At 52.0% G+C, this 23,309-nt stretch carries 16 protein-coding genes and 1 riboswitch; of the genes, 11 read left to right on the top strand and 5 right to left on the bottom strand.

From position 1 onward, the window contains the following. Nucleotides 1-157 precede the first annotated feature (157 nt). Nucleotides 158-649, bottom strand: a complete 492-nt coding sequence (gene ilvN, locus JK211_RS01890; protein ID WP_212706981.1) for an acetolactate synthase small subunit — start codon at nucleotides 647-649, stop codon at nucleotides 158-160. Continuing rightward, a complete protein-coding gene (gene ilvI / locus JK211_RS01895) occupies nucleotides 649-2,370 on the bottom strand; it encodes an acetolactate synthase 3 large subunit (RefSeq protein ID WP_212706982.1) in 1,722 nt (573 codons plus the stop codon). Before ilvI ends, ilvN begins: the two co-directional genes overlap by 1 nt. 901 nt (nucleotides 2,371-3,271) lie before the next feature. Here ilvI and leuA point away from each other — a divergent pair. The 4 genes from leuA to leuD are packed head-to-tail and all read left to right on the top strand — an operon-like array spanning nucleotide 3,272 to nucleotide 7,951. Further along, on the top strand, nucleotides 3,272-4,837 hold the full coding sequence (leuA, locus tag JK211_RS01900; RefSeq protein ID WP_212706983.1) for a 2-isopropylmalate synthase: 1,566 nt from the start codon (nucleotides 3,272-3,274) through the stop codon (nucleotides 4,835-4,837). Between the two features lie 2 nt (nucleotides 4,838-4,839). Next, the gene (gene leuB / locus JK211_RS01905) at nucleotides 4,840-5,931 is read left to right on the top strand and encodes a 3-isopropylmalate dehydrogenase (protein ID WP_212706984.1); all 1,092 of its coding nucleotides are present in this window, start codon (nucleotides 4,840-4,842) and stop codon (nucleotides 5,929-5,931) included. 3 nt (nucleotides 5,932-5,934) lie between these two features. Next, on the top strand, nucleotides 5,935-7,335 hold the full coding sequence (gene leuC, locus JK211_RS01910; protein ID WP_212706985.1) for a 3-isopropylmalate dehydratase large subunit: 1,401 nt from the start codon (nucleotides 5,935-5,937) through the stop codon (nucleotides 7,333-7,335). A 10-nt stretch (nucleotides 7,336-7,345) separates the two neighbouring features. After that, nucleotides 7,346-7,951, top strand: a complete 606-nt coding sequence (leuD, locus tag JK211_RS01915; protein WP_212706986.1) for a 3-isopropylmalate dehydratase small subunit — start codon at nucleotides 7,346-7,348, stop codon at nucleotides 7,949-7,951. A 52-nt stretch (nucleotides 7,952-8,003) separates the two neighbouring features. Here leuD and JK211_RS01920 read toward each other — a convergent pair whose 3' ends face one another. Further along, nucleotides 8,004-9,197 carry an MFS transporter gene (locus tag JK211_RS01920; RefSeq protein WP_212706987.1) on the bottom strand — a complete coding sequence of 398 codons (1,194 nt, stop codon included), beginning with the start codon at nucleotides 9,195-9,197 and terminating at the stop codon, nucleotides 8,004-8,006. A 213-nt stretch (nucleotides 9,198-9,410) separates the two neighbouring features. Further along, a riboswitch (TPP riboswitch) is annotated at nucleotides 9,411-9,502 on the top strand. A gap of 43 nt (nucleotides 9,503-9,545) precedes the next feature. Here JK211_RS01920 and thiB point away from each other — a divergent pair. From thiB to thiQ, 3 genes are read left to right on the top strand one after another with little or no spacing between them, the layout of a single operon-like run. Next, a complete protein-coding gene (gene thiB, locus JK211_RS01925) occupies nucleotides 9,546-10,532 on the top strand; it encodes a thiamine ABC transporter substrate binding subunit (RefSeq protein ID WP_212706988.1) in 987 nt (328 codons plus the stop codon). Then, nucleotides 10,508-12,118, top strand: coding sequence for a thiamine/thiamine pyrophosphate ABC transporter permease ThiP (thiP, locus tag JK211_RS01930; protein WP_212707128.1), 1,611 nt, complete (start codon nucleotides 10,508-10,510; stop codon nucleotides 12,116-12,118). The genes thiB and thiP overlap by 25 nt, the downstream gene beginning before the upstream one ends. Next, a complete protein-coding gene (gene thiQ / locus JK211_RS01935; protein WP_212706989.1) occupies nucleotides 12,102-12,815 on the top strand; it encodes a thiamine ABC transporter ATP-binding protein ThiQ in 714 nt (237 codons plus the stop codon). Before thiP ends, thiQ begins: the two co-directional genes overlap by 17 nt. Here thiQ and JK211_RS01940 read toward each other — a convergent pair. Then, on the bottom strand, nucleotides 12,805-13,569 hold the full coding sequence (locus JK211_RS01940) for a DedA family protein (RefSeq protein ID WP_212706990.1): 765 nt from the start codon (nucleotides 13,567-13,569) through the stop codon (nucleotides 12,805-12,807). The genes thiQ and JK211_RS01940 overlap by 11 nt on opposite strands. 166 nt (nucleotides 13,570-13,735) lie before the next feature. Here JK211_RS01940 and JK211_RS01945 point away from each other — a divergent pair, with 166 nt between their 5' ends. The 3 genes from JK211_RS01945 to rluA all read left to right on the top strand — a co-directional run bounded on the left by JK211_RS01945 (nucleotide 13,736) and on the right by rluA (nucleotide 19,858). After that, entirely contained in the window at nucleotides 13,736-16,096 is a 2,361-nt protein-coding gene (locus tag JK211_RS01945; RefSeq protein WP_212706991.1) for a DNA polymerase II, read from the top strand. A gap of 154 nt (nucleotides 16,097-16,250) precedes the next feature. After that, the gene (gene rapA, locus JK211_RS01950) at nucleotides 16,251-19,157 is read left to right on the top strand and encodes an RNA polymerase-associated protein RapA (RefSeq protein WP_212706992.1); all 2,907 of its coding nucleotides are present in this window, start codon (nucleotides 16,251-16,253) and stop codon (nucleotides 19,155-19,157) included. A gap of 47 nt (nucleotides 19,158-19,204) precedes the next feature. Further along, nucleotides 19,205-19,858, top strand: a complete 654-nt coding sequence (gene rluA, locus JK211_RS01955; RefSeq protein WP_212706993.1) for a bifunctional tRNA pseudouridine(32) synthase/23S rRNA pseudouridine(746) synthase RluA — start codon at nucleotides 19,205-19,207, stop codon at nucleotides 19,856-19,858. A 57-nt stretch (nucleotides 19,859-19,915) separates the two neighbouring features. Here rluA and djlA read toward each other — a convergent pair whose 3' ends face one another. Next, nucleotides 19,916-20,728 (bottom strand): co-chaperone DjlA, encoded by an 813-nt coding sequence (djlA, locus tag JK211_RS01960; protein WP_212706994.1) that lies wholly within the window; start codon nucleotides 20,726-20,728, stop codon nucleotides 19,916-19,918. 179 nt (nucleotides 20,729-20,907) lie between these two features. On the opposite strand from djlA, the gene lptD reads away from it, so the two are divergent. Continuing rightward, nucleotides 20,908-23,268, top strand: a complete 2,361-nt coding sequence (gene lptD, locus JK211_RS01965; protein ID WP_212706995.1) for an LPS assembly protein LptD — start codon at nucleotides 20,908-20,910, stop codon at nucleotides 23,266-23,268. Nucleotides 23,269-23,309 lie beyond the last annotated feature (41 nt).

The raw sequence follows: 23,309 nt of genomic DNA on the forward strand, positions 1-23,309 counted from the left end.
GCTGAAACTCCGCCACTGATGGCGGAAGGAAGATGCACAGAGCCAGACATTTACACGGGGAACCGCTATTCAGAGGTAAAAGGTAATGCCCCGGGCACGGATTGTTAAGGCCCGCGCCCTCGGGCCTTAACCAATCAACAAACAAAACATTCCCCTGTTAGCCAATGGTACGCTCACCACGCGACAGCCCGATAACCCCGGAACGGACAACTTCAACAATTTCTGTCACTCCGCGTAATACATTCAGAAATGCATCCAGTTTATCGCTGCTTCCGGCCAGTTGTACCGTGTACAAAGAGGTACTGACATCAACAATCTGTCCGCGGAAAATATCGGCACAACGTTTTACTTCCTCTCGCTGCCCTCCTCCGGCCTGGATCTTAACCAGCATAATTTCACGTTCAACACTGGCCGTCTGCCCCAGCTCACTGACACGTAAAACATCGACCAGTTTATGCAGCTGTTTTTCAATTTGCTCCAGTACCTTCTCATCGCCTACCGTCTGGATAGTCATTCGCGATAAGGTCGGATCATCCGTCGGAGCAACAGTCAGACTTTCAATGTTGTAACCACGCTGTGAAAACAGTCCGATAACACGCGATAATGCGCCAGATTCATTCTCAAGTAATACCGATAAAATACGGCGCATTATTCAGTCCTCCCGGTTTTACTTAACCACATCTCATTCATTCCACCGCCACGCACCAGCATCGGATATACGTGCTCGCTGCCATCAACATGTACATCAGCAAACACTAACCGGCCGCTGGCAACAATTTTCAGCGCTTCGCTCAGTTTTTCATCCAGCATCGCCGGATCACTGATCGTCATCCCGACGTGTCCGTAGGCTTCAGCCAGACGGACAAAATCCGGTAAAGACTGCATATATGACTGAGAATGACGCCCGGAGTAGATCATATCCTGCCATTGCTTAACCATGCCCAGATAGCCGTTATTCAGATTCAGGATCAGTACCGGCAGGTTATACTGTAATGCCGTAGATAATTCCTGAATATTCATCTGGATACTGCCATCCCCGGTGACACATACCACAGTCGCTTCCGGTACGGCCATTTTAACACCCAGCGCCGCAGGTAAACCAAAGCCCATGGTGCCCAGCCCGCCGGAGTTGATCCAGCGACGTGGCTGGTTAAAACGATAATGCAACGCAGCAAACATCTGATGCTGACCGACATCAGAGGTCACATACGCGTCTCCGCCCGTAAGCCGCCAGAGTGCATCAATTGCCGCCTGTGGTTTGATGGTATCGCCTGAAGGATCAAACGCCAGACAATCACGTGCACGCCAGCCTTCAATCTGTTGCCACCAGCCGTCAGTTTCCGGTCCGGCAGCGTCCGCTGAATTCAACAGTTCCAGCATCTGCTGTAATACCTGCCCGGCATCACCGACCACCGGAATATCTGCAGCAACCGTTTTAGAAATCGAGGCCGGGTCAATATCGATATGGATAATGGTCGCATCAGGGCAGTATTTCGCCAGATTATTGGTCGTCCGGTCATCGAAACGAACGCCAATAGCAAAAATGACATCCGCATGATGCATCGTCATATTGGCTTCATAAGTACCGTGCATGCCAAGCATACCAACACTTTGCGGATGTGTTCCGGGAAATGCCCCCAGCCCCATCAGGGTGGTGGTCACCGGAATCTTCAGTGTTTCGGCCAGAGTCAGTAATGCTGTTTCGCAGCCGGAAGTAATGACCCCGCCCCCGGCGTAAATCACCGGCTGCCGGGCAGCCAGCAAGGTCTGTAATGCGCGCTTAATCTGCCCGCGATGGCCCTGTGTGGTCGGATTATAAGAACGCATGGAGACCTGTTCCGGCCAGTGATAAGGCAGTTTTACTGCGGGGTTTAACACATCTTTGGGTAAATCAATAACCACCGGTCCCGGGCGTCCGGAAGCGGCCAGCCAGAACGCTTTTTTGATCACTTCAGGAATATCTTCGGTACGCTTTACCAGAAAGCTGTGCTTCACTATCGGCCGGGAGATCCCCACCATATCGCATTCCTGAAAAGCATCGCTGCCGATCAGCGAAGACGCAACCTGCCCGGAAAGTATCACCATCGGAATCGAGTCCATATACGCCGTAGCTATGCCGGTAATGGCATTGGTCGCCCCGGGGCCAGAGGTGACCAGAACCACGCCCGTATCACCGGTGGCCCGCGCCAGTCCATCGGCCATATGTACCGCAGCCTGCTCATGGCGCACCAGAATATGGTCAATACCTCCGACAGTCTGCAACGCATCGTAAATATCCAGCACCGCGCCTCCGGGATAACCAAAGACCTGCTTTATACCCTGGTCAATCAATGACTGAACGACCATTTCGGCTCCTGACAACATCTCCATTTTTGCCTCCAGGCGATAACTCAAATTACGCACATGCATAACTGACAAACGGTAACCTTCCACCCTTTTGCTGCGGAATAAAGATCGGAAACTTACAGCGGAGTCAGCCTGTCAGTTTATCGCTGCATAGTGTTCATTCAGGGGAAGACAGCATTTATTATCTGCATTTCATCCGGCTAACATAACCGCAGAAATGGTGTCAGGCAAACCGGCTGCTGATTAACAGCGGTAATTATTTTATAAAAATTACTGCCATTTCAGCGGACAGCCAAAGAATAAAGCTACTGACATAATTATTAGTAGTTAAATATTCTGCCTTTATAACCTGATACAGATAATAATGAAATTTACCGATACTACCCCCGGAAATATGACAGTGCCCTGCTCCGCATATTTACACGGTAATAAATTTATTCTCTGATAAACCATAGTAATTCAATATATTTCACTAGTATAAAGCTTAGTAGCCGTCATTTACCTCGACAAAATCGCCAATAAAAAACAATAAATATCAATAAATTACACCAGAAACCCTGACTTATACTGTCTCGAAGCACAGGACCATGACGGCAGATAAATTGTTGTCCCCTGACACTCCTCTTTTTGGGCCGGTTAATCCAGAACATTACTCTGTTATGGGGAATTAAATAGCCCTTTACTTTAGGTTGACATGAAGAACAGATTCCAGTACCAATATATACATACTTAATTTCCGGGGTCTGAACAGATGATTCATTTTAACCTCCTTCCAGGACTACTCCTTCTCGCATTAAATATGCGCGGTAGTTCTGTGGGCGGAATCAAAAAATGATTCGGGCCTGATAACAGAAAAACCCGCGCCGCAGCGCGGGTTTTTTTATGCCCGCAGCCAGGTGCAGTAAAATACTAAAGGAATCTACTGATGAGCGAGCAAGTCATTATTTTTGATACAACATTACGTGACGGTGAACAGGCGTTACAGGCCAGCCTGAGTGTCAAAGAAAAATTACAAATTGCTCTGGCACTGGAAAGGATGAAAGTCGATGTTATGGAAGTCGGCTTTCCCGTCTCCTCTCCGGGTGACTTTGAATCGGTTCAGACCATTGCCCGGACTATTAAAAACAGCCGCGTCTGCGGACTGGCGCGTTGTGTGGAAAAAGATATTGACGCGGCCGCTGAAGCCCTGCGGGTGGCCGACGCTTTCCGTATCCACACCTTTATTGCAACCTCTCCGATGCACATTGCCACCAAGCTGCGCAGTACCCTGCCGGAAGTGATCGAACGTGCGGTGCATATGATTAAACATGCCCGTAACTATACAGATGATGTGGAGTTTTCCTGCGAAGATGGCGGCCGGACTCCGATAGATGATTTGTGCCGGGTTGTGGAGGCCGCAATTAATGCCGGAGCCCGTACCATCAATATCCCTGACACTGTCGGTTATACCCTGCCCCATGAATATGCCAATATTATCTCAGCGTTAACTCAGCGTGTTCCTAATATTCATAAAGCTATTTTGTCCGTGCATACTCATGATGATTTAGGGATGGCAGTCGGTAACGCCGTCGCTGCCGTTCAGGCGGGAGCCCGTCAGGTGGAAGGAACCCTGAATGGCCTGGGTGAACGTGCCGGTAACTGTGCGCTGGAAGAAGTCATTATGGCGATCAAAACCCGCCAGCAAATACTGAACGTTAGCACCCGCATCAATCATCAGGAAATTTACCGTACCAGCCAGATTGTCAGTCAGATTTGTAATATGCCAATTCCAGCCAATAAAGCTGTGGTCGGGAGCAATGCTTTCGCACACTCCTCCGGTATTCACCAGGACGGTGTGCTGAAAAACCGTGAAAACTACGAAATCATGACCCCCGAATCGATTGGTCTGAACCAGATACAGTTAAACCTGACCTCCCGTTCCGGCCGCGCCGCAGTGAAGCATCGTATGGAAGAGATGGGATACACAGAAGCTGATTATGATGCAGCCGCTTTATATGATGCCTTCCTGAAACTGGCCGACAAAAAAGGCCAAATCTTCGACTACGACCTGGAAGCACTGGCGTTCATCAATAAGCAGAATGAAGAACACGACCATTTCAGCTTACAGGATTTTAATGTGCAGTCAGGGTCCAATATTACGGCTACGGCCTCAGTAAAACTGGCCTGTGGCAACGATATTAAAGAAGAAGCAGCCACAGGTAATGGTCCGGTTGATGCGGTATATCAGGCAATTAACCGTATTACCGGTTATCAGGCAGAACTGGTGAAATACCAGTTATCCGCCAAAGGTCATGGTGAGAATGCTCTGGGGCAGGTCGATATTGTGATTAGCTATAACCACCGTAAATTCCATGGTGTCGGCCTGGCGACGGATATTGTTGAGTCCTCAGCCACAGCGATGGTCAACGCCCTGAATAATATCTGGCAGGCAAAGCAGGTAGAAAAAGAATTGCAGCGTAAATCAAAGAATGAAGCTAAGGAAACCGTGTAATTATGTCTACGTCCTTCCATATTGCAGTATTACCGGGTGATGGTATTGGTCCGGAAGTGATGACCCAGGCTCTGAAAGTTCTGGCTGCCATCCGTGAACGTTTTTCCATTAACATCACAACCGCGCAGTATGATGTTGGTGGTATCGCTATTGATAACCACGGTCAGCCACTGCCCCCGGAAACACTGGCAGGATGTGAACAGGCCGATGCCGTATTATTTGGTTCCGTCGGTGGCCCGAAATGGCAGCATCTGCCGCCCGACGGGCAGCCAGAGCGTGGCGCACTGTTACCATTACGTAAACACTTCAAATTATTCAGTAACCTGCGCCCGGCGGCCTTGTATCACGGGCTGGAAGCTTTCTGCCCGCTGCGCAGCGATATTGCGGCCCGCGGTTTCGATATTTTATGCGTCCGTGAATTAACTGGCGGGATCTATTTCGGCCAGCCGAAAGGACGTGACGGGCGCGGTGATCAGCTGCGTGCATTCGATACAGAAGTTTACCACCGCTATGAAATCGAGCGTATTGCCCGGCTGGCGTTTGAATCCGCAGCAAAACGCCGCGGGAAAGTCACCTCGGTCGATAAAGCTAACGTATTGCAGTCTTCCATCCTGTGGCGTGAAACGGTCAGCGAAATCGCCAAAGAATACCCGGCGATCGAACTGGAACATATCTACATTGATAACGCGACCATGCAGTTAATCAAAGATCCTTCCCAGTTTGATGTGCTGCTGTGTTCCAATTTGTTTGGCGACATCCTGTCGGATGAATGTGCGATGATCACCGGGTCGATGGGCATGCTGCCATCAGCCAGTCTGAATGAGCAGGGCTTTGGTTTATATGAGCCAGCCGGGGGTTCAGCACCGGATATTGCCGGTCAGAACATTGCCAATCCGATTGCTCAGATCCTGTCCCTGTCCCTGTTGTTACGTTACAGCCTGAATGCCGGTGATGCCGCTGACAGTATCGAGCAGGCTGTCAACCGTGCGCTGGAAGAAGGTTTCCGTACCCGTGATCTGGCAGGTCAGGGACCGGCTGTCAGTACTGATGAGATGGGCGATATCATTGCCCGGTTTATTACCGGAGAAAAATAAAAAATGAGCAAAACATTATACCAGAAGTTATTTGATGCACATGTCGTCTACGAAGCCGAAAACGAAACACCTTTACTGTATATCGATCGCCATTTAGTCCATGAAGTCACCTCTCCGCAGGCATTCGATGGCCTGCGCGCTCAGGGCCGCCCTTTGCGCCAGCCATCAAAAACCTTCGCGACAATGGACCACAACGTGTCCACTCAGACCCGTGATATTAATGCATCCGGTGAGATGGCCCGCATCCAGATGCAGGAACTGATCAAAAACTGTGAGGAATTCGGTGTTCAGCTGTATGACCTGAACCACCCTTATCAGGGGATAGTCCATGTGATTGGGCCCGAGCAGGGCATGACGTTGCCGGGCATGACTATCGTCTGCGGAGATTCCCACACCGCGACTCATGGTGCGTTCGGATCGCTGGCATTCGGGATCGGTACTTCTGAAGTTGAACATGTGATGGCCACCCAGACCCTGAAACAGGGCCGGGCTAAAACCATGAAAATTGAAGTGACAGGTCAGGCGGCTGCCGGTATCACGGCTAAAGATATCGTGCTGGCCGTGATCGGTAAAACCGGCAGTGCCGGGGGTACCGGTCATGTTGTCGAGTTCTGCGGCCCGGCCATCGAAGCCCTGAGCATGGAAGGTCGTATGACCCTGTGTAATATGGCCATCGAGATGGGCGCAAAAGCAGGCCTGGTTGCCCCTGACGAAACGACCTTTAATTACCTGAAAGGCCGCCAGTTTTCCCCGACCGGTGAACAATGGGCACAGGCCGTAAATTACTGGCAGAGCCTGAAGTCAGATAAAGATGCGGTATTTGATAGTATCGTGACCCTGGATGCGGCAGATATTGCCCCTCAGGTCACCTGGGGGACCAACCCGGGCCAGGTCATTGCCATTAACCAGCCAATTCCGGCACCTGAGTCTTTCAGTGACCCGGTTGAGCGCGCCTCCGCGGCGAAAGCACTGGCCTATATGGGACTGGATGCCGGTATCCCGCTGACAGAAGTCAGTATTGATAAAGTGTTTATCGGTTCCTGTACCAATTCACGTATCGAAGACTTACGTGCCGCTGCCGCTGTCGCCAAAGGACGTAAAGTGGCACCGGGCATAGTCGCGATGGTGGTGCCCGGTTCCGGTCCGGTCAAAGCACAGGCCGAAGCCGAGGGGCTGGATAAAATATTTACCGATGCCGGCTTTGAATGGCGTCTGCCCGGCTGCTCAATGTGTCTGGCGATGAATAACGACCGGCTGAACGCGGGGGAACGTTGTGCATCCACCAGTAACCGTAACTTTGAAGGCCGTCAGGGCCGTGGCGGGCGCACTCACCTGGTCAGCCCGGCAATGGCTGCCGCAGCTGCGGTGACCGGCCGTTTTGCTGACATCCGTGAACTGAACTAAGGAGCTGTTGATGGCCACTAAATTTATCCGACATACTGGTATTGTTGCGCCGCTGGATGCAGCCAACGTCGATACAGATGCCATTATTCCCAAACAGTTTTTACAGAAAGTGACCCGCACCGGGTTTGGTCAGCATTTGTTTAATGACTGGCGTTTTCTGGATGACGCAGGACAAGTCCCGAATCCGGAGTTTGTGCTGAATAAACCGCAATTCAAAGGTGCCAGTATTTTGCTGGCCCGCGAGAACTTTGGTTGTGGATCGTCCCGTGAGCATGCCCCCTGGGCCCTGACCGATTTTGGTTTCCGTACCGTTATCGCGCCTGCTTTTGCCGATATTTTTTATGGCAACAGCTTTAATAACCAGCTGTTACCGGTGATCCTGACAGAAGAGCAAGTGGATGAACTGTTCCGTCTGGTGGCAGAACAGCCGGGCATCGAATTTGTGGTGGATTTGGAAAACCTGGAAGTGATTGCCGGCGGGAAACATTATCCGTTCACCCTCGACAGCTTCCGTCGTCATTGCATGCTGAACGGTTTAGACAGTATCGGTCTGACTCTGCAACATGAATCTGCTATTGCCGATTACGAAACCCGCCAGCCTGCGTTTTTACGTTAATCCGGCATCAGGTCACGGTTTTTAGCCGATCCCCCGCCCTGCTGGCGGGGGATCACCGGCCGCACTCTGCGGATTCTTTTACCCGCCAGGTCAGTAGTAACGCAATCACTGTCAGCCCGGAAGCCAGCCAGTAAATCGCCTCATGTCCCCACCAGCTGCTGATGCTCCCCTGTAACACCCCGGCAAAAATCATTCCCGTGGATACAGAGTTAGTAAACATTGTCGTCGCCACCCCGGCCTGGCCCGGCATCAGATCCTGAAACCACAGCATAACCAGCCCGGCAACGATACCGATAAAGATGGCGTTAAATACTTGCAGCGCCAGCAGACTGGTATAGGTGTGGAACAACAACATGCCGGGGTAAAACAATACCCCCGCAGTCACCGCCAGTAAGACCAATGGCCGTTTACCTATACGCTTAGCCAGCATACCGGCCAGGATCATTACCGGAATTTCCAGCCCTGCTGCTGTGCCCATCAATACCCCCGCAACTTTTTCCGGCATGCCCAGAGTACTGCTGATATAAAGCGGCATATCGATGATATACATCATATTACAGGTCCACATCAGTACCGAGGCGATAAACAGCCCGCGGGTGCTGGTATTTTTCCAGCCCGACACCGTACTGCGCGCCAGATTATCCGCCGGGAAAATTTTCGGGACCGATGGCAGAGTAAAACGGATAAGTATTAGTGAAATAACAAATAATACGGCAGCAAACAGATACAGGGTCATAAACCCGCGGGTTAATGCCACGGCAAATGACAGCGGGGGGCCGATTACCCAGGCCAGTGACATCTGTGCCCGCATTAACGAACTGAACATGACCACTTCACGACGGGTAGAGTCAGCATATTCCCTGGCAAGGGCAAAGATCTGCGGTACCACGACCGTAGTAAATGCAGCCAGCAGCAATCCCGGGCCAATCAACAGCCAGTAACTACGGGTAAACGCAAACACCAGGGCATTGCCGATCGCCATCAGACAACAAAACATCAACAGATTGCGGCGGTCACCTCGTTTATCCGAACGTCTGGCCAGCAAAAAACTGACGATAATCCCGGTGATGGCATTGACGGTAAAAAACAGTCCGACTTCAAACGGGGCGGCGTGCAGCTCTCTGCTCAGGAACAGGCTGAGGGTCGGTGCCTGTAATGCACCGGCAATACTCACAGAAAATGTAACCAGCATAAAAAACACAAATACTGAATTACTTTTGACGGGCTGAAGTTCAGTTTTTTCCATAAAGCACAACATCCGGATGCGGGAGGAAAGTAACCGACAGCATATAACAAATTACCCAAAACAGCAGATCTTGTCTGCCGGACTACGGTTCCGGACACGGAGAAAATGACCACAGTAACAGTCTGCCCGCACGGCCCGTTGCCATTCACCGCGCTGATTTGTTACACCGGATTTTTGAGGCTTTCGCCGGGCTAATGAATTGCATAGAATAGCGTGTTCTCAACGGGGTGCACTCTGGTGCTGAGATATACCCGCAGAACCTGATCCGGTTAACACCGGCGTAGGGATTTGAGACTTATTCCTCAGATCTTTTGCGCATAAACTGGCCCATCCCTCAAGGAGCGCAAAGTGTTAAAAAAATTTCTGCCTGTATTATTGATTATTTCCGCACCGGTACTTGCCGCAAAACCCGTATTAACCGTTTATACCTACGACTCCTTTTCTTCCGACTGGGGCCCCGGACCGGCAATTAAAAAAGCCTTTGAAGCCGATTGCGGCTGCGAGCTCAAATACGTTTCCCTCGGGGATGGCGTTTCTCTGCTTAACCGCCTGAGAATGGAAGGCAAACACAGTAAAGCAGATGTGGTAGTCGGGCTGGATAATAATCTGCTGGATGCGGCACAAAAAACCGGGCTGTTTACACCAACCCCGGTTGACTACCGCCAGCTGACCATCCCCGGTGGCTGGAGCAATACAACGTTTGTACCTTATGATTATGGCTATTTTGCATTCGTCTATAATAAAAAACGCCTGAAAAATCCGCCATCCAGTCTGAAACAGCTGGTCGAAAGTCCGGATAAATGGCGGGTTATTTACGAAGATCCCCGCACCAGTACCCCGGGGCTCGGGCTGCTGCTGTGGATGCAAAAAGTCTACGGCGATCAGGCTCCGGCAGCATGGCAAAAACTGGCCGCCAAAACCGTCACTGTCACCCGAGGCTGGAGCGAAGCCTATAATCTGTTTCTGAAAGGTGAGAGTGATCTGGTACTCAGCTATACCACGTCACCGGCCTATCATATTATCGAAGAGCATAATCCCGATTATGCGGCCGCTGACTTTGCAGAAGGAAATTACTTGCAGGTAGAAGTGGCGGCACGACTGAAAAACAGCCCCAATCCGGCACTGGCAAAACAGTTTATGCAGTTTGTAACCAGCCCGCAGTTTCAGGAAACACTGCCGACCGGCAACTGGATGTATCCGGTCATTAAGACCCCGCTGCCTGCCGGTTTTCAGCAACTGATGGTACCTAAAACCGCCCTGCAATACTCGCCTGCGGAAGTGGCAGAGCATCGTGCAGCCTGGATTGACGCCTGGCAAAACGCAGTCAGCCACTGATGCCGCGCTGGTTGATTCCCGGGCTGCTGGCTGCCCTGATAACCACCGGTATTGCACTGCTGGCTTTTATCAGCCTGCTGTGGAATGCCCCGCTGGGCCACGCACTATACTGGTTACGCGATCCCTACCTGTGGCATGTTATCGGCTTTTCATTTACCCAGGCCGCATTATCGACACTGCTATCAGTGCTGCCGGCAATTCTGGTCGCCCGCGCCCTGTACCGGCGGCGGTTTCCGGGCAGAAACCTGCTATTGCGTTTATGCGCGATGACCCTGGTGCTGCCGGTGCTGGTGGCGGTTTTTGGCTTACTGAGTGTCTATGGCCACGATGGCTGGCTGGCACAACTGGCCGCAAGGGCCGGTATCCCCTTCCGCTTTTCTCTGTACGGGTTACCCGGTATCTTACTGGCCCATGTCTTTTTCAATCTGCCGCTGGCCAGCCGGCTGTTATTACAATCTTTAGAGCAGATTCCGGCCGAACAACGTCAGCTGGCCGCCCAGCTGAATATGCAGGGGTTTTATTTATTTCGCTGGCTGGAATGGCCGTGGCTGAAACGGCAGCTGCTGCCGGTTGCCGCACTGATCTTTATGCTCTGCTTTTCCAGCTTTGCCATTGTATTAGCTTTAGGGGGCGGGCCACGGGCAACGACGCTGGAACTGGCTATTTTCCAGGCGCTGAGCTACGACTTCGACCCGGCTAAAGCAGCCATACTGGCACTGTTACAGCTGGCCTTCTGCCTGTTACTGGTCGCGCTGAGCCTGCGGCTGAATACCCCTCTAACCGGTAACAGCGCATTACTGCGCCACTGGCGGTCAGTCGACAACCGCTGGTCAGCACGACTGACAGACAGTCTGATCATTTTGCTGACCCTGCTGTTACTGGTGCCTCCCATCCTTGCGGTCGTGATCAATGGTGTTAACAGTCATCTTTTGTCTTCCCTGCAACAGACAGACCTGTGGCTCGCGACCCGGACATCGCTCAGTATTGCGCTGCGGGCGGGTCTGTTGTCCGTTATTCTGACAATGATGTTGTTATGGAGCAGCCGCGAATTACGTTTACGCCAGAAAATTCTGCCCGCACAACTGATGGAAAGCAGCGGAATGTTAATTCTGGCAATGCCGGGCATTGTATTGGCAAGCGGTATTTTTATGTTTTTTAACAGTACCAGCGGCATACCGGATTCACCGGAAAACATTGTGGTACTGGTGAATGCATTAATCGCCATGCCCTATGCGCTGAAAGTTCTGGATACCCCCATGCGTGATATCGCCAGCCATTATAATCAGCTCTGCCTGTCTCTGGAGATTAATGGCTGGCAGCGGTTACGGCTGGTTGAAGGACCGGCGTTAAAGCGCCCCCTTGCTCAGGCTCTGGCCTTTGCCTGTGTACTGTCAGTGGGAGATTTTGGGGTGATTTCGTTGTTTGGCAGTGATGACTTCCGGACTCTGCCGTTTTACCTGTATCAGCAAATCGGCGCCTATCGCGGACAGCAAGCGGCTGTCAGCGCACTATTACTGCTGCTGGTATGCTTTTTACTGTTTACCCTGATCGAAAAAATAGCAGGACACCATGCTGACGCTGAATAATCTGACTTACCACTATCAGTCACAAACCATGTGTTTTTCACTGCACGCAGAAGCCGGTGAGCGGGTTGCTATCCTCGGGCCCAGCGGTGCGGGGAAAAGCACCCTGCTCAGTATGATTGCCGGTTTTTTGCCTCTCAGCAGCGGGGAGTTATGGATCGACGGAAAAAACTGCACCCGGCAGCCTCCGGCACAACGCCCAGTCTCAATGTTGTTTCAGGAAAATAATCTGTTCGCACATCTGACAGCAGGACAAAACCTCGGGCTCGGGTTGCATCCCGGACTGCGTCTGACGAATTCACAAAAACAGCAGGTCACGAAGATTGCCGCCAGTGTCGGTTTGCAGGGATTACTGGACAGATTACCCGGTCAGTTGTCAGGAGGACAACGACAACGGGTCGCACTGGCCCGTTGTCTGTTACGGCAGCAACCGCTATTGTTACTGGATGAGCCTTTTTCCGCCCTGGATCCGGCCCTGCGCCAGGAAATGCTGACGCTGACGGATACACTCTGCCACACGCACAATATTACGTTACTGATGGTGTCACATAATCTGGACGATGTCCGGCAAATTGCCGGACGCAGTGTACTGGTCGATAACGGCAGTATCGTCTGGCAGGGGGCAAGCCGGCAACTGCTGAACGGAGAAGCCGAAGCCGCGACGCTACTGGGGATCCCCGCAGCGCCCGTCAGTCAATAAACACCCGCCACAGTAACTGACGGAAATGAGGCATCATCGGGTCGAATTGCAGCCCGGCCAGTCCGGCTAGCGCCAGAATAATCAGCAGCGGAGCAACCCAGCGCAAACGGCGGGCGGGCAGCAGACGACTTGCCCAGTCCTGTTTTCTGCTGCCTTTCAGCCAGCGCCAGCCGGTCCAGGCCGCCAGCCACAGGGCTATCACTTCCGCCAGCAGTAACCATTTAAACAGACTGTTTTGCGCATTATGCGGCGCATCAATCACCACGCCGGCCAGTATTCCTGGCAGCAGATACACTGGCGGCCAGAGCAGACATCCGATAATATTCGGCGGCAGAAACTTTTTCACCGGTAACTCCAGCATTCCGGCCAGTAACGGGATCAGCGGCCGTGTCGGCCCGACAAAACGACCAATCAGAATAGTCGCGACACTGTGTTCATTCAGGGCATGCTCGGTTTTATCCAGCAGACTGCGATGCTTCTGTAAATATTTCCAGCGATGTAATGGCCCCTGAAAACGCCAGCCAATATAAAATGACAGCCAGTCTCCCAGCAGGCACCCCGCCAGACCGGCCCCCCATGCCGGATACAGCCCGAGATTTCCGCTGCCAATCAGCGCACCAAGGCTGGCCATTAATACGGTACCCGGCAGGACCAGCCCGACTAATGCCAGCGATTCAAAGAACGTCACTACCGCTACCGCAAACAACGCCCAATCCGGTGACTGAGTAATGAGGTGTTGGATCCAGGCTTCCATAAAAATTCCTCAAGTTAACTGAGCCTGGATTGTCCGGAGCGAGGACACAGACGTCAAGCAGTCTGTGTCCTTAAATACAACACAAAGGCCGAGGCCGCCCCTGATACCTGCAGGGGCGGCCCCGCGGCTGTGTTATACTCTTATTCCCCAGTTCCCCGGAGATCCTGTGAATAGTCCGCAACCCGGTTTTTTACTGACCCGTCACTGGCGGGATACCCCGCACGGGATTGAACTTACCTTCTGGCTGGCTACGGATAACGGGCCGGTACAGTTGCGGGTCCCCCCTCAGCAGGCGGTTGCCTTTATCCCGCAGTCGGCAGCCGCACAGGCAGCTAACCTGTTACGCGGAGAAAACAATGTCCGTCTGACGCCTCTGCAGCTTCGTGATTTCAGCCACCAGCCCCTGTCCGGTCTGTATTGCCACCAATACCGTCAGCTTCAGCGGCTGGAAAAACGGTTTCGCGAACATGGGATCCGCGTGTATGAAGCCGATATCCGGCCTGCGGAACGTTTCCTGATGGAACGTTTTATCAACGCACCGGTCTGGTTCAGTGGCCAGCAGCAAGGGGCCGTTATCACTGATGCCCGCCTGAAGCCACATCCGGATTACCGGCCCGCCCTGAAATGGATGTCACTGGATATAGAAACCAGCGCACAGGGCGAACTTTACTGTATCGGTATTGAAGGCTGTGGCCAGCAACAGGTGATGATGCTGGGCCCTGCAACGGATGGCGATCCGCCGACAGATTTCCGTCTCGACTATGCCGCCAGCCATCAGGAATTGCTGGAGATGCTTAACCAGTGGATTACCCGCTATGACCCGGATGTTATCATCGGCTGGAACCTGGTACAGTTTGATCTGCAGATCCTGCAAAAACATGCCGAACGGTACCGTATCCCGCTGCGCTTTGGTCGCGGTAACAGCCTGCTGGAGTGGCGTGAGAACGGATTCAAACCGGGTACATTTCAGGCAATGGCGGCAGGCCGGCTGATTATTGACGGCATTGAGGCGCTGCGTTCAACCTTTCGTAATTTTTCCTCCTTCAGTCTGGAAAATGTCGCCCGTGAACTGCTGGGTGAAAGCAAGCTGATCGGGGACCCGGACAACCGGATGGCCGAAATCACGCATAATTTTGCCACCGATAAACCGGCACTGGCCCGTTATAACCTGCGGGATTGTCAACTGGTAACACGGATTTTTGAACAGACACAGCTGATGCCATTCCTGCTGGAAAGAAGCAGTGTCAATGGATTACAGGCCGATCGTCACGGCGGTTCGGTGGCCTCTTTCAGTCATTTGTATATCCCGCGTATGCACCGTGCCGGGTTTGTCGCGCCAAATACCGGCGAAATCGCTCCGTCCGCCAGCCCCGGTGGTTACGTCATGGACTCGCGGCCGGGTTTATATGATTCGGTACTGGTGCTGGATTATAAAAGTCTGTACCCGTCAATAATCAAAACTTTCCTGATTGACCCCATCGGGCTGGCTGAGGGGCTGGCCCATCCGGCAGAAGAGAGCTCGGTCGCCGGTTTTCTCGGTGCGCGTTTTTCCAGAACAGTCCACTGCCTGCCGGAAATCATTGACCAGATTTGGCGAAACAGGGATAACGCTAAACAGCAAGCTAACCAGCCCTTGTCTCAGGCATTAAAGATAATTATGAACGCATTCTATGGTGTGCTTGGTACCCCCGCCTGCCGGTTTTTTGATCCGCGACTGGCGTCTTCCATTACCCTGCGCGGACATGAAATTATGCAACAGACCCGCGACTTTATTGAACGTCAGGGATACGAGGTAATCTATGGTGATACGGACTCGATCTTTGTCTGGCTGAAAACGGCCCACAGTGAGCAACAGGCCGAAGAGACAGGCAGACAACTGGCAGACAATGTCAACCACTGGTGGCGAAAACAGCTGGCGGACCGGTTTATGCTGACCAGCGCCCTGGAACTGGAATATGAAAATCATTACTGCCGTTTTTTAATGCCTACCATCCGTGGTGCCGAACAGGGCAGCAAAAAACGCTATGCCGGCCGGGTGAATAACCACGGTAAAGACCAGATTATTTTTAAAGGACTGGAGAACGTCCGCACAGACTGGACCCCGCTGGCCAGAGAGTTCCAGCAAAAACTGTATGACCTTATTTTTCGCCGCCAGGCATGGCAGCAATATGTCCGGGATACGGTGGAGCAGCTGATGGCCGGTGAACTGGATGAACAGTTAATTTATACAAAACGACTGCGGCGTCCGCTCAGTGAGTACCAGAAAAATATTCCGCCTCATGCGCGGGCTGCTATGCTGGCTGACCAGCAACACCGTCTCGCAGGACAGACATTACGCTATCAACAAGGCGGCACCATCCGCTATGTGATGACCACCCGTGGCCCGCAGCCTTTAAATGCACTCACCGCTCCTCCGGACTATGATCATTACCTGAGCCGTCAGCTGGAACCTGTTGCTGACGGGATACTCGGTTTCGTCGGTGGAAATTTCGCCACACTGATTACCGGGCAACTGGGGCTGTTTTGATAGGTGACGAATGGCTCACCTTCCAGTACCATAGCGCCCTCCCTGAATTTCATTGCTCTGCATTTATTTACCAGACCTCTTGTCTGGTCTCCATGCTATTGCCTGCAGAGCATGAATATCTTTTTACATGTTAAGAGAATCGAGCTAATTATTTATGCCTTTTACACTTGGTCAGCGCTGGATTAGTGATACAGAAAGTGAACTTGGACTGGGGACGGTCGTCGCTATCGATGCACGTATGGTCACTTTACTTTTTCCGGCAACTGGCGAAAACAGACTTTATGCCCGCAATGATTCTCCCATTACCCGCGTTATTTTTAACCCGGGTGATACGATCACCAGCCATGAAGGCTGGCAGCTTACCGTAGAAAATGTCCGGGATAACGACGGAATAATGACCTATACCGGTGTCCGGACCGACACTCAGGAAACCGATGTCAGCCTGCGGGAAGTGATGCTCGACAGTAAACTGGTATTCAGTAAACCTCAGGACAGATTATTTGCCGGGCAGCTTGATCGTATGGATCGTTTTGCTCTGCGTTTCCGCGCCCGTAAATATCAGAGTGCTCAGTACCGCCTGCCGGTCAGTGGCCTGCGCGGGATGCGGACCAACCTGATCCCCCATCAGTTACATATTGCCCATGATGTTGGCCGCCGCCACGCCCCCCGCGTATTGCTGGCCGATGAAGTCGGGCTCGGTAAGACCATCGAAGCCGGGATGATTATTCAGCAGCAGCTGCTGGCCGGCCGCGCAGAACGGGTATTAATCATTGTCCCGGAAACCTTACAGCACCAGTGGCTGGTCGAGATGCTACGCCGCTTTAACCTGCGTTTCGCCCTGTTTGACGATGAACGTTATAACGAAGCCCAGTTTGATACCAGTAACCCGTTCTATACAGAGCAGCTGGTGATCTGTTCACTGGAGTTTGCCTGCAAGAATAAACAGCGCCTGGAAGCCATGGCCGAGGCCGAATGGGACCTGATGGTGGTGGATGAAGCTCATCACTTATCCTGGAATAACGGCAAAGCCGGCCGGGAATATCTGGTGGTCGAAAAGCTGGCAGAGAATATCCCCGGAGTATTACTGCTGACGGCGACTCCTGAACAGCTGGGTATGGAAAGCCATTTTGCCCGCCTGCGTCTGCTCGACCCGGACCGCTTCCATGACTACGATCTGTTTGTTGAAGAGCAGCAGAAGTATCAGCCGGTGGCCGATGCCGTTACCTCTTTGCTGGCCGACAACCCGATCAGCCCCGCAGAAATGACCATGATTAACGACCTGATCAGCGATCAGGATATCGGCCCGCTGATAGAACAGGCTAACGGTCAGGATGAACAACGTCTGGATGCGCGTAACAAACTGGTCTCCCTCCTGATGGATCGTCATGGTACCAGCCGCGTTCTGTTTCGTAATACCCGTCAGGGCGTCAAAGGCTTTCCGTCCCGCCAGTTACAGCAATTCCGTCTGCCACTGCCTTCCCAGTACCAGACGGCCATCAAGGTTTCCGGCATTATGGGAGCCCGTAAGAGTGCAGAAGATCGGGCCCGGGATATGCTCTACCCTGAGCAGATTTATCAGGAATTTGAAGGAGACAGTGGTACCTGGTGGGCCTTTGACCCGCGTGTCGAATGGCTGACCAACTACCTGCTGGAAAATCGTAAAGAAAAAGTCCTGGTGATCTGCGCCAAAGCGGCGACCGCCTTACAGCTGGAACAGTTCCTGCGTGAGCGTGAAGGTATCCGTGCAGCGGTCTTCCATGAAGGTCTGTCGATTATTGAGCGGGACAAAGCCTCGGCATTTTTCGCTTCTCAGGAAGAAGGGGCTCAGGTACTGCTGTGTTCAGAGATTGGATCCGAAGGCCGTAACTTCCAGTTCGCCAGCCGTCTGGTGATGTTTGATTTACCTTTCAACCCCGACCTGCTGGAACAACGTATTGGTCGCCTTGATCGCATTGGTCAGCAGCATGATATTCAGATTCTGGTGCCATGGCTGGAAAATACTGCCCAGGCCGTATTATTACGCTGGTTCCACGAAGGTCTGGATGCATTTGAACACACCTGCCCTACCGGCCGTACCGTGTATGACCGCGTTCATCCGCAATTACTCAAGTATCTGGCTTCTCCGGAAGATACTGCCGGACTGGACGAATTTATTGCCGACAGCCGCCAGCAGCACGATGCCCTGAAATCACAGCTGGAACAAGGCCGTGATCGCCTGCTGGAACTGAACTCTAATGGCGGTGAACAAGCGACAGAGCTGGCCGATGCGATTGCCGCACAGGACAATGATACCGGGCTGGTGAATTTTGCCCTGAACCTGTTTGATATTGTCGGGATCAACCAGGACGACCGCAGCGATAACCTGATTGTCCTTACCCCGTCGGATCATATGCTGGTGCCGGATTTCCCGGGACTGCCGGAAGAAGGTTGTACCATCACTTTTAACCGCGAACAGGCGTTGTCCCGCGAAGATACCCAGTTTATTACCTGGGAACATCCGCTGATCCGCAACGGACTGGACCTGATCCTGTCAGGGGATACGGGCAGTAGTGCTATTTCTTTACTGAAGAATAAAGCATTACCGGTCGGTACCCTGCTGGTAGAGCTGATGTATGTGGTTGAAGCCCAGGCACCGAAACACCTGCAACTGACCCGCTTCCTGCCACCGACACCTGTCCGTTTACTGTTGGATAAAGCCGGTAATAACCTGGCGGCTAAAGTAGAATTTGAAAGCTTTAACCGTCAGTTAACTGCGGTTAACCGTCATACGGGCAGCAAACTGGTGAACGCGGTTCAGCAGGATGTGTATCAGATTCTGACCCGCGGTGAAGAAATGGTTGCCAGCGATGCCAGAGAGATCATTGAACAGGCTCGCCGCCAGGCAGATGAGACGCTGAGCGCCGAACTGGCGCGACTGCGGGCACTGCAGGCGGTTAACCCGAACATTCGCGATGACGAAGTCGAGGCTGTGGAAACAAATCGTCAGGAGGTGATGGACAACCTTGCTGAAGCAAACTGGCGGCTGGATGCATTACGACTGATCGTGGTCACACATCAGTAATCTGTCACCGGTAACGGGAGGCCTGCGGGTCTCCCGATGGATAGCTTATGGAACCTTATAATCCCCCTCTTGAGCCCTGGCTGCATATTCTGTACCAGGACAGCCATATTATCGTGGTCAATAAACCCAGCGGCCTGTTGTCAGTGCCCGGCCGCTTACCTGAGCATCATGACAGTGTCATGCTGAGAATACAGCGTGATTATCCGGACGCACAGTCAGTTCACCGGCTGGATATGGCCACCAGCGGCGTTATCGTCGTGGCCTTAACCAAAGCAGCAGAGCGAGAGCTGAAACGACAGTTTCGGGAACGGGAACCACAGAAAACCTATATTGCCCGTATCTGGGGACATCCGGCGACAGAAAAGGGGCTGGTCGACCTGCCATTGATCTGTGACTGGCCTAACCGGCCCAGGCAAAAAGTCTGCTTTGAAACGGGTAAAGCGGCCCGGACAGAATGGCGGGTAATGGAGTATTGTGATGCCGTCAGTTGCCGGGTCGAGTTAAAACCAATAACCGGGCGCTCGCATCAGCTTCGGGTGCATATGCTGGCACTGGGACATCCGATACTGGGGGATGGCTTTTATGCCCATCCGCAGGCAAAAGCGCTGGCCAGCCGTTTGTTACTGCATGCGGAGTCTCTGACCATCACACATCCGGCTTACGGAACCCCGATGACATTTCGTCAGCCGGCGGATTTCTGAAACGAATAACCGGCAAAACGGGCATGTCCGGTGATCCGGTAATGCCCGTCATTGTGGTTATTTAAAGCCTTTCTCTTTGCGGATAAGGTCATAGGCTGACTGGATTTTTTGCGTTTTCTGTTTTGCCATTTCCATCATTTCCGGCGGCAGACCTTTCGCTACCAGCTTATCGGGGTGATGTTCAGACATCAGTTTACGATAGGCACGTTTTATGGTGGTGCTGTCGTCATCGGGATTAACGCCCAGCACACTACAGGCATCGTCCAGGGTCGGCCCGCGCTGAGCCTGCTGATATCCGCCCTGATAAGAGTATCCACCACCGCTAAACTGTTCGCCGCCGGTCATCATCCGTAAAAACTGATCAAACTGCGGCCGGGAAATGCCCAGTTCTTCAGCTATCACATACAGGACCTGCCGTTCACTGGGATGCAATACTCCGTCGGCAAACGCTGCCTGCACCTGGATTTCCAGAAACATCCTGATTAAATCAAACCGGCCAAAACAGGCACTGCGGAATTCGCGTAATTTCTCCCGCAACGGATACTGGCTGTCTTTACCTTCGCGGAAGGCTTGCTGTGCCGAACGTCTTGAATCGCCATGCAGTTGCAGACGGTCCATAAATGCCGATGCCACCTGAATATCGGCCTCGGTCACCCTGCCTTTCGACTTAGTCAGATGCCCCATGACCTGAAAGGTTGTGCGAAAAAACAGGTTCTGTCGTGACTGGTTATCAGAAAAATAGCCACGGCCTTTACTCATCCGGACTTTATCGAATGCATGGCCGATCATCACCCCGAGGATAATTCCCCAGAAACCTGCACCGGAAAAAATCCCGATAATTAATCCAATTACTTTACCCCAATAGCGCATAAACTCCTCAATTCGCCATGCTTAAGGCCGAAATTTCCATTATCATACCTGTCATTTGGTTAACCGCCTATCGGCAAACAGAAGAGATCAGGATTAACACCAGTGCTATTATGCGGTAAGTTAGTCCCCGTCTGATTGTCGGCATGATGCCAGTTTTAACGGAATCCTTGATACTACGTATGAACAAAAGATTACCAACCCTGCTGGCCACGATGATTGGTGCAGCGCTCTACAGCCAGCATACCTTTGCAGATGACCTGATGTCACAGTGTATGCTGGGCGTACCTTCTTATAATCGTCCATTAACTACCGGTACGCCAAATCAGCAGCCTGTTACTATTCATTCTGATTCCGCCAAAGGGACCTACCCGAACGATTCTGTTTTTTCCGGGAAGGTCAGCGTAAATCAAGGTAACGGACAACTTCAGGCTGATGAAATACAACTTCACCAGCGTCAGCAGCCCGGGCAGAGTATACCGACACGCACCGTCGATGCATTGGGAAATGTGCATTATGATGATAATCAGGTAATTCTTAAGGGGCCTAAAGCCTGGTCTGATCTGAATACCAAAGATACCAACGTCTGGGACGGTGATTATCAGATGGTCGGCCGCCAGGGGCGCGGCAGTGCTGAGCAGATGAAACTGCGCGGTAATAACCGTTATACGATTCTGGAAAATGGTAACTTTACCTCCTGTCTGCCCGGCGACAACAGCTGGAGTGTGGCAGGATCTGAAATTATCGAAGACCGTCAGGAACAGGTTGCTGAAATCTGGAATGCCCGGTTTAAAGTCGGCCCGGTGCCGATTTTTTACAGCCCCTATTTACAACTGCCGATCGGTGATCGGCGTCGTTCAGGCTTTCTGATCCCGAATGCAAAATACGGTAATAATAATGGCTTCGAATTTATGCTGCCTTATTACTGGAATATTGCTCCGCAGATGGATGCCACCATCACCCCGCACTATATGAGCAAACGCGGGATGCAGCTGGAAAATGAATTCCGTTATCTGTCGGTGTTAGGCAGCGGTTTAATGGAACTGGACTACCTGCCCTCGGACCGTCAGTACAATAATGAAAAATCGGCACGCGGTATAGCGGACGGTACCAGCTCTAAACGCTGGCTGTTCTACTGGCGTCATGACGGTGTTTATGATCAGCACTGGCGTTTTAATGTTGATTATACCAAAGTCAGCGACAGCTATTATTTTAACGATCTGGATTCTAAATATTACAGCTCGACCGATGGCTATGCCGACCAGAAATTCAGTATCGGTTACGCGGATACTAACTGGGATGCCACCCTGTCGACCAAAGATTTCCAGACCTTTTCCCACAGCAGCAGCAATATTTATCGGACCCTGCCGCAGCTGGATGTAAACCTTTACCAGAATGATATCGGTCCGTTCGATACTCATGTCTATGGTCAGTTTGCCCGCTTCGTCAATACCAACCCGAATTATCCACGGGCGACACGGCTGCATATTGAACCGACCATCGACCTGCCTCTGTCCAATGGCTGGGCCAGCCTGAACACTGAAGCAAAATTACTGGCAACCCATTATCAGCAGGACAATATCGATGACTACAATGATAATGACAGTAACCTGTACCATCTGAAACATTCAGTCAACCGGACCCTGCCACAGTTTAAAGTGGACGGGAAGATGGTGTTTGACCGTGATATGGACTGGTCGCCGGGTTACACCCAGACACTGGAACCACGGGTACAGTACCTGTACACCCCTTATCGTGATCAGAGCAATATTTATCCTTACGACTCCACATTACTGCAGACGGATTATACCGGGCTGTTCCGTGACCGCACCTACAGTGGTCTGGATCGTATTTCATCTGCTAACCAGGTGGCGACCGGGGTGACTTCACGGATTTATGATAACAATCTGGTTGAACGTTTTAACGTTTCTGTGGGTCAGATATATTCGTTTACCCCTGCACGTACAGGAATTGCGCAAATTGATGACAACGACAGCCGTGGCAGTCTGACGTGGGCCGGAGATACATACTGGAAAATCAGTGACCGCTGGGGTATCCGCGGGGGTCTGCAATATGACACCAAACTGGATAATATTTCCCAGGGAAATGCGGTTCTGGAATACCGCCGTGATACAGACCGTATGGTACAGCTGAACTATCGCTACAGCAGCCCGGAATACGTCGCACAGGCGCTGGATAATGCATCACTGCTGACTAACCCGATTTATAAAAACGGGATATCACAGGCAGGAGTCACCGCAAGCTGGCCGATCGCCGATGCATGGTCAGTGGTGGGTGCATACTATTACGATACCCGTAATAGAAAGCCGGCAGAACAGCTGTTAGGTCTTCAGTACAGTTCTTGTTGCTACGCGATCCGTGTCGGATATGAGCGTAAAATCAATGGCTGGGAAAATAACACAAGTAAATATGACAACCAGATTTCATTCAACATTGAATTCCGTGGCCTGAGTTCAAACTACGGCCTGGGAACCGACCAGATGCTGCATCAGGGAATTATCCCTTATCAGCCCGCGTTTTGATGTTGTAATGTATGGCCGGTAAACTCCGCAACGCGGTAACA

The organism is Tatumella sp. JGM130 (assembly GCF_018257525.1).
Taxonomy (GTDB): Bacteria; Pseudomonadota; Gammaproteobacteria; order Enterobacterales; family Enterobacteriaceae; genus Tatumella; species Tatumella punctata.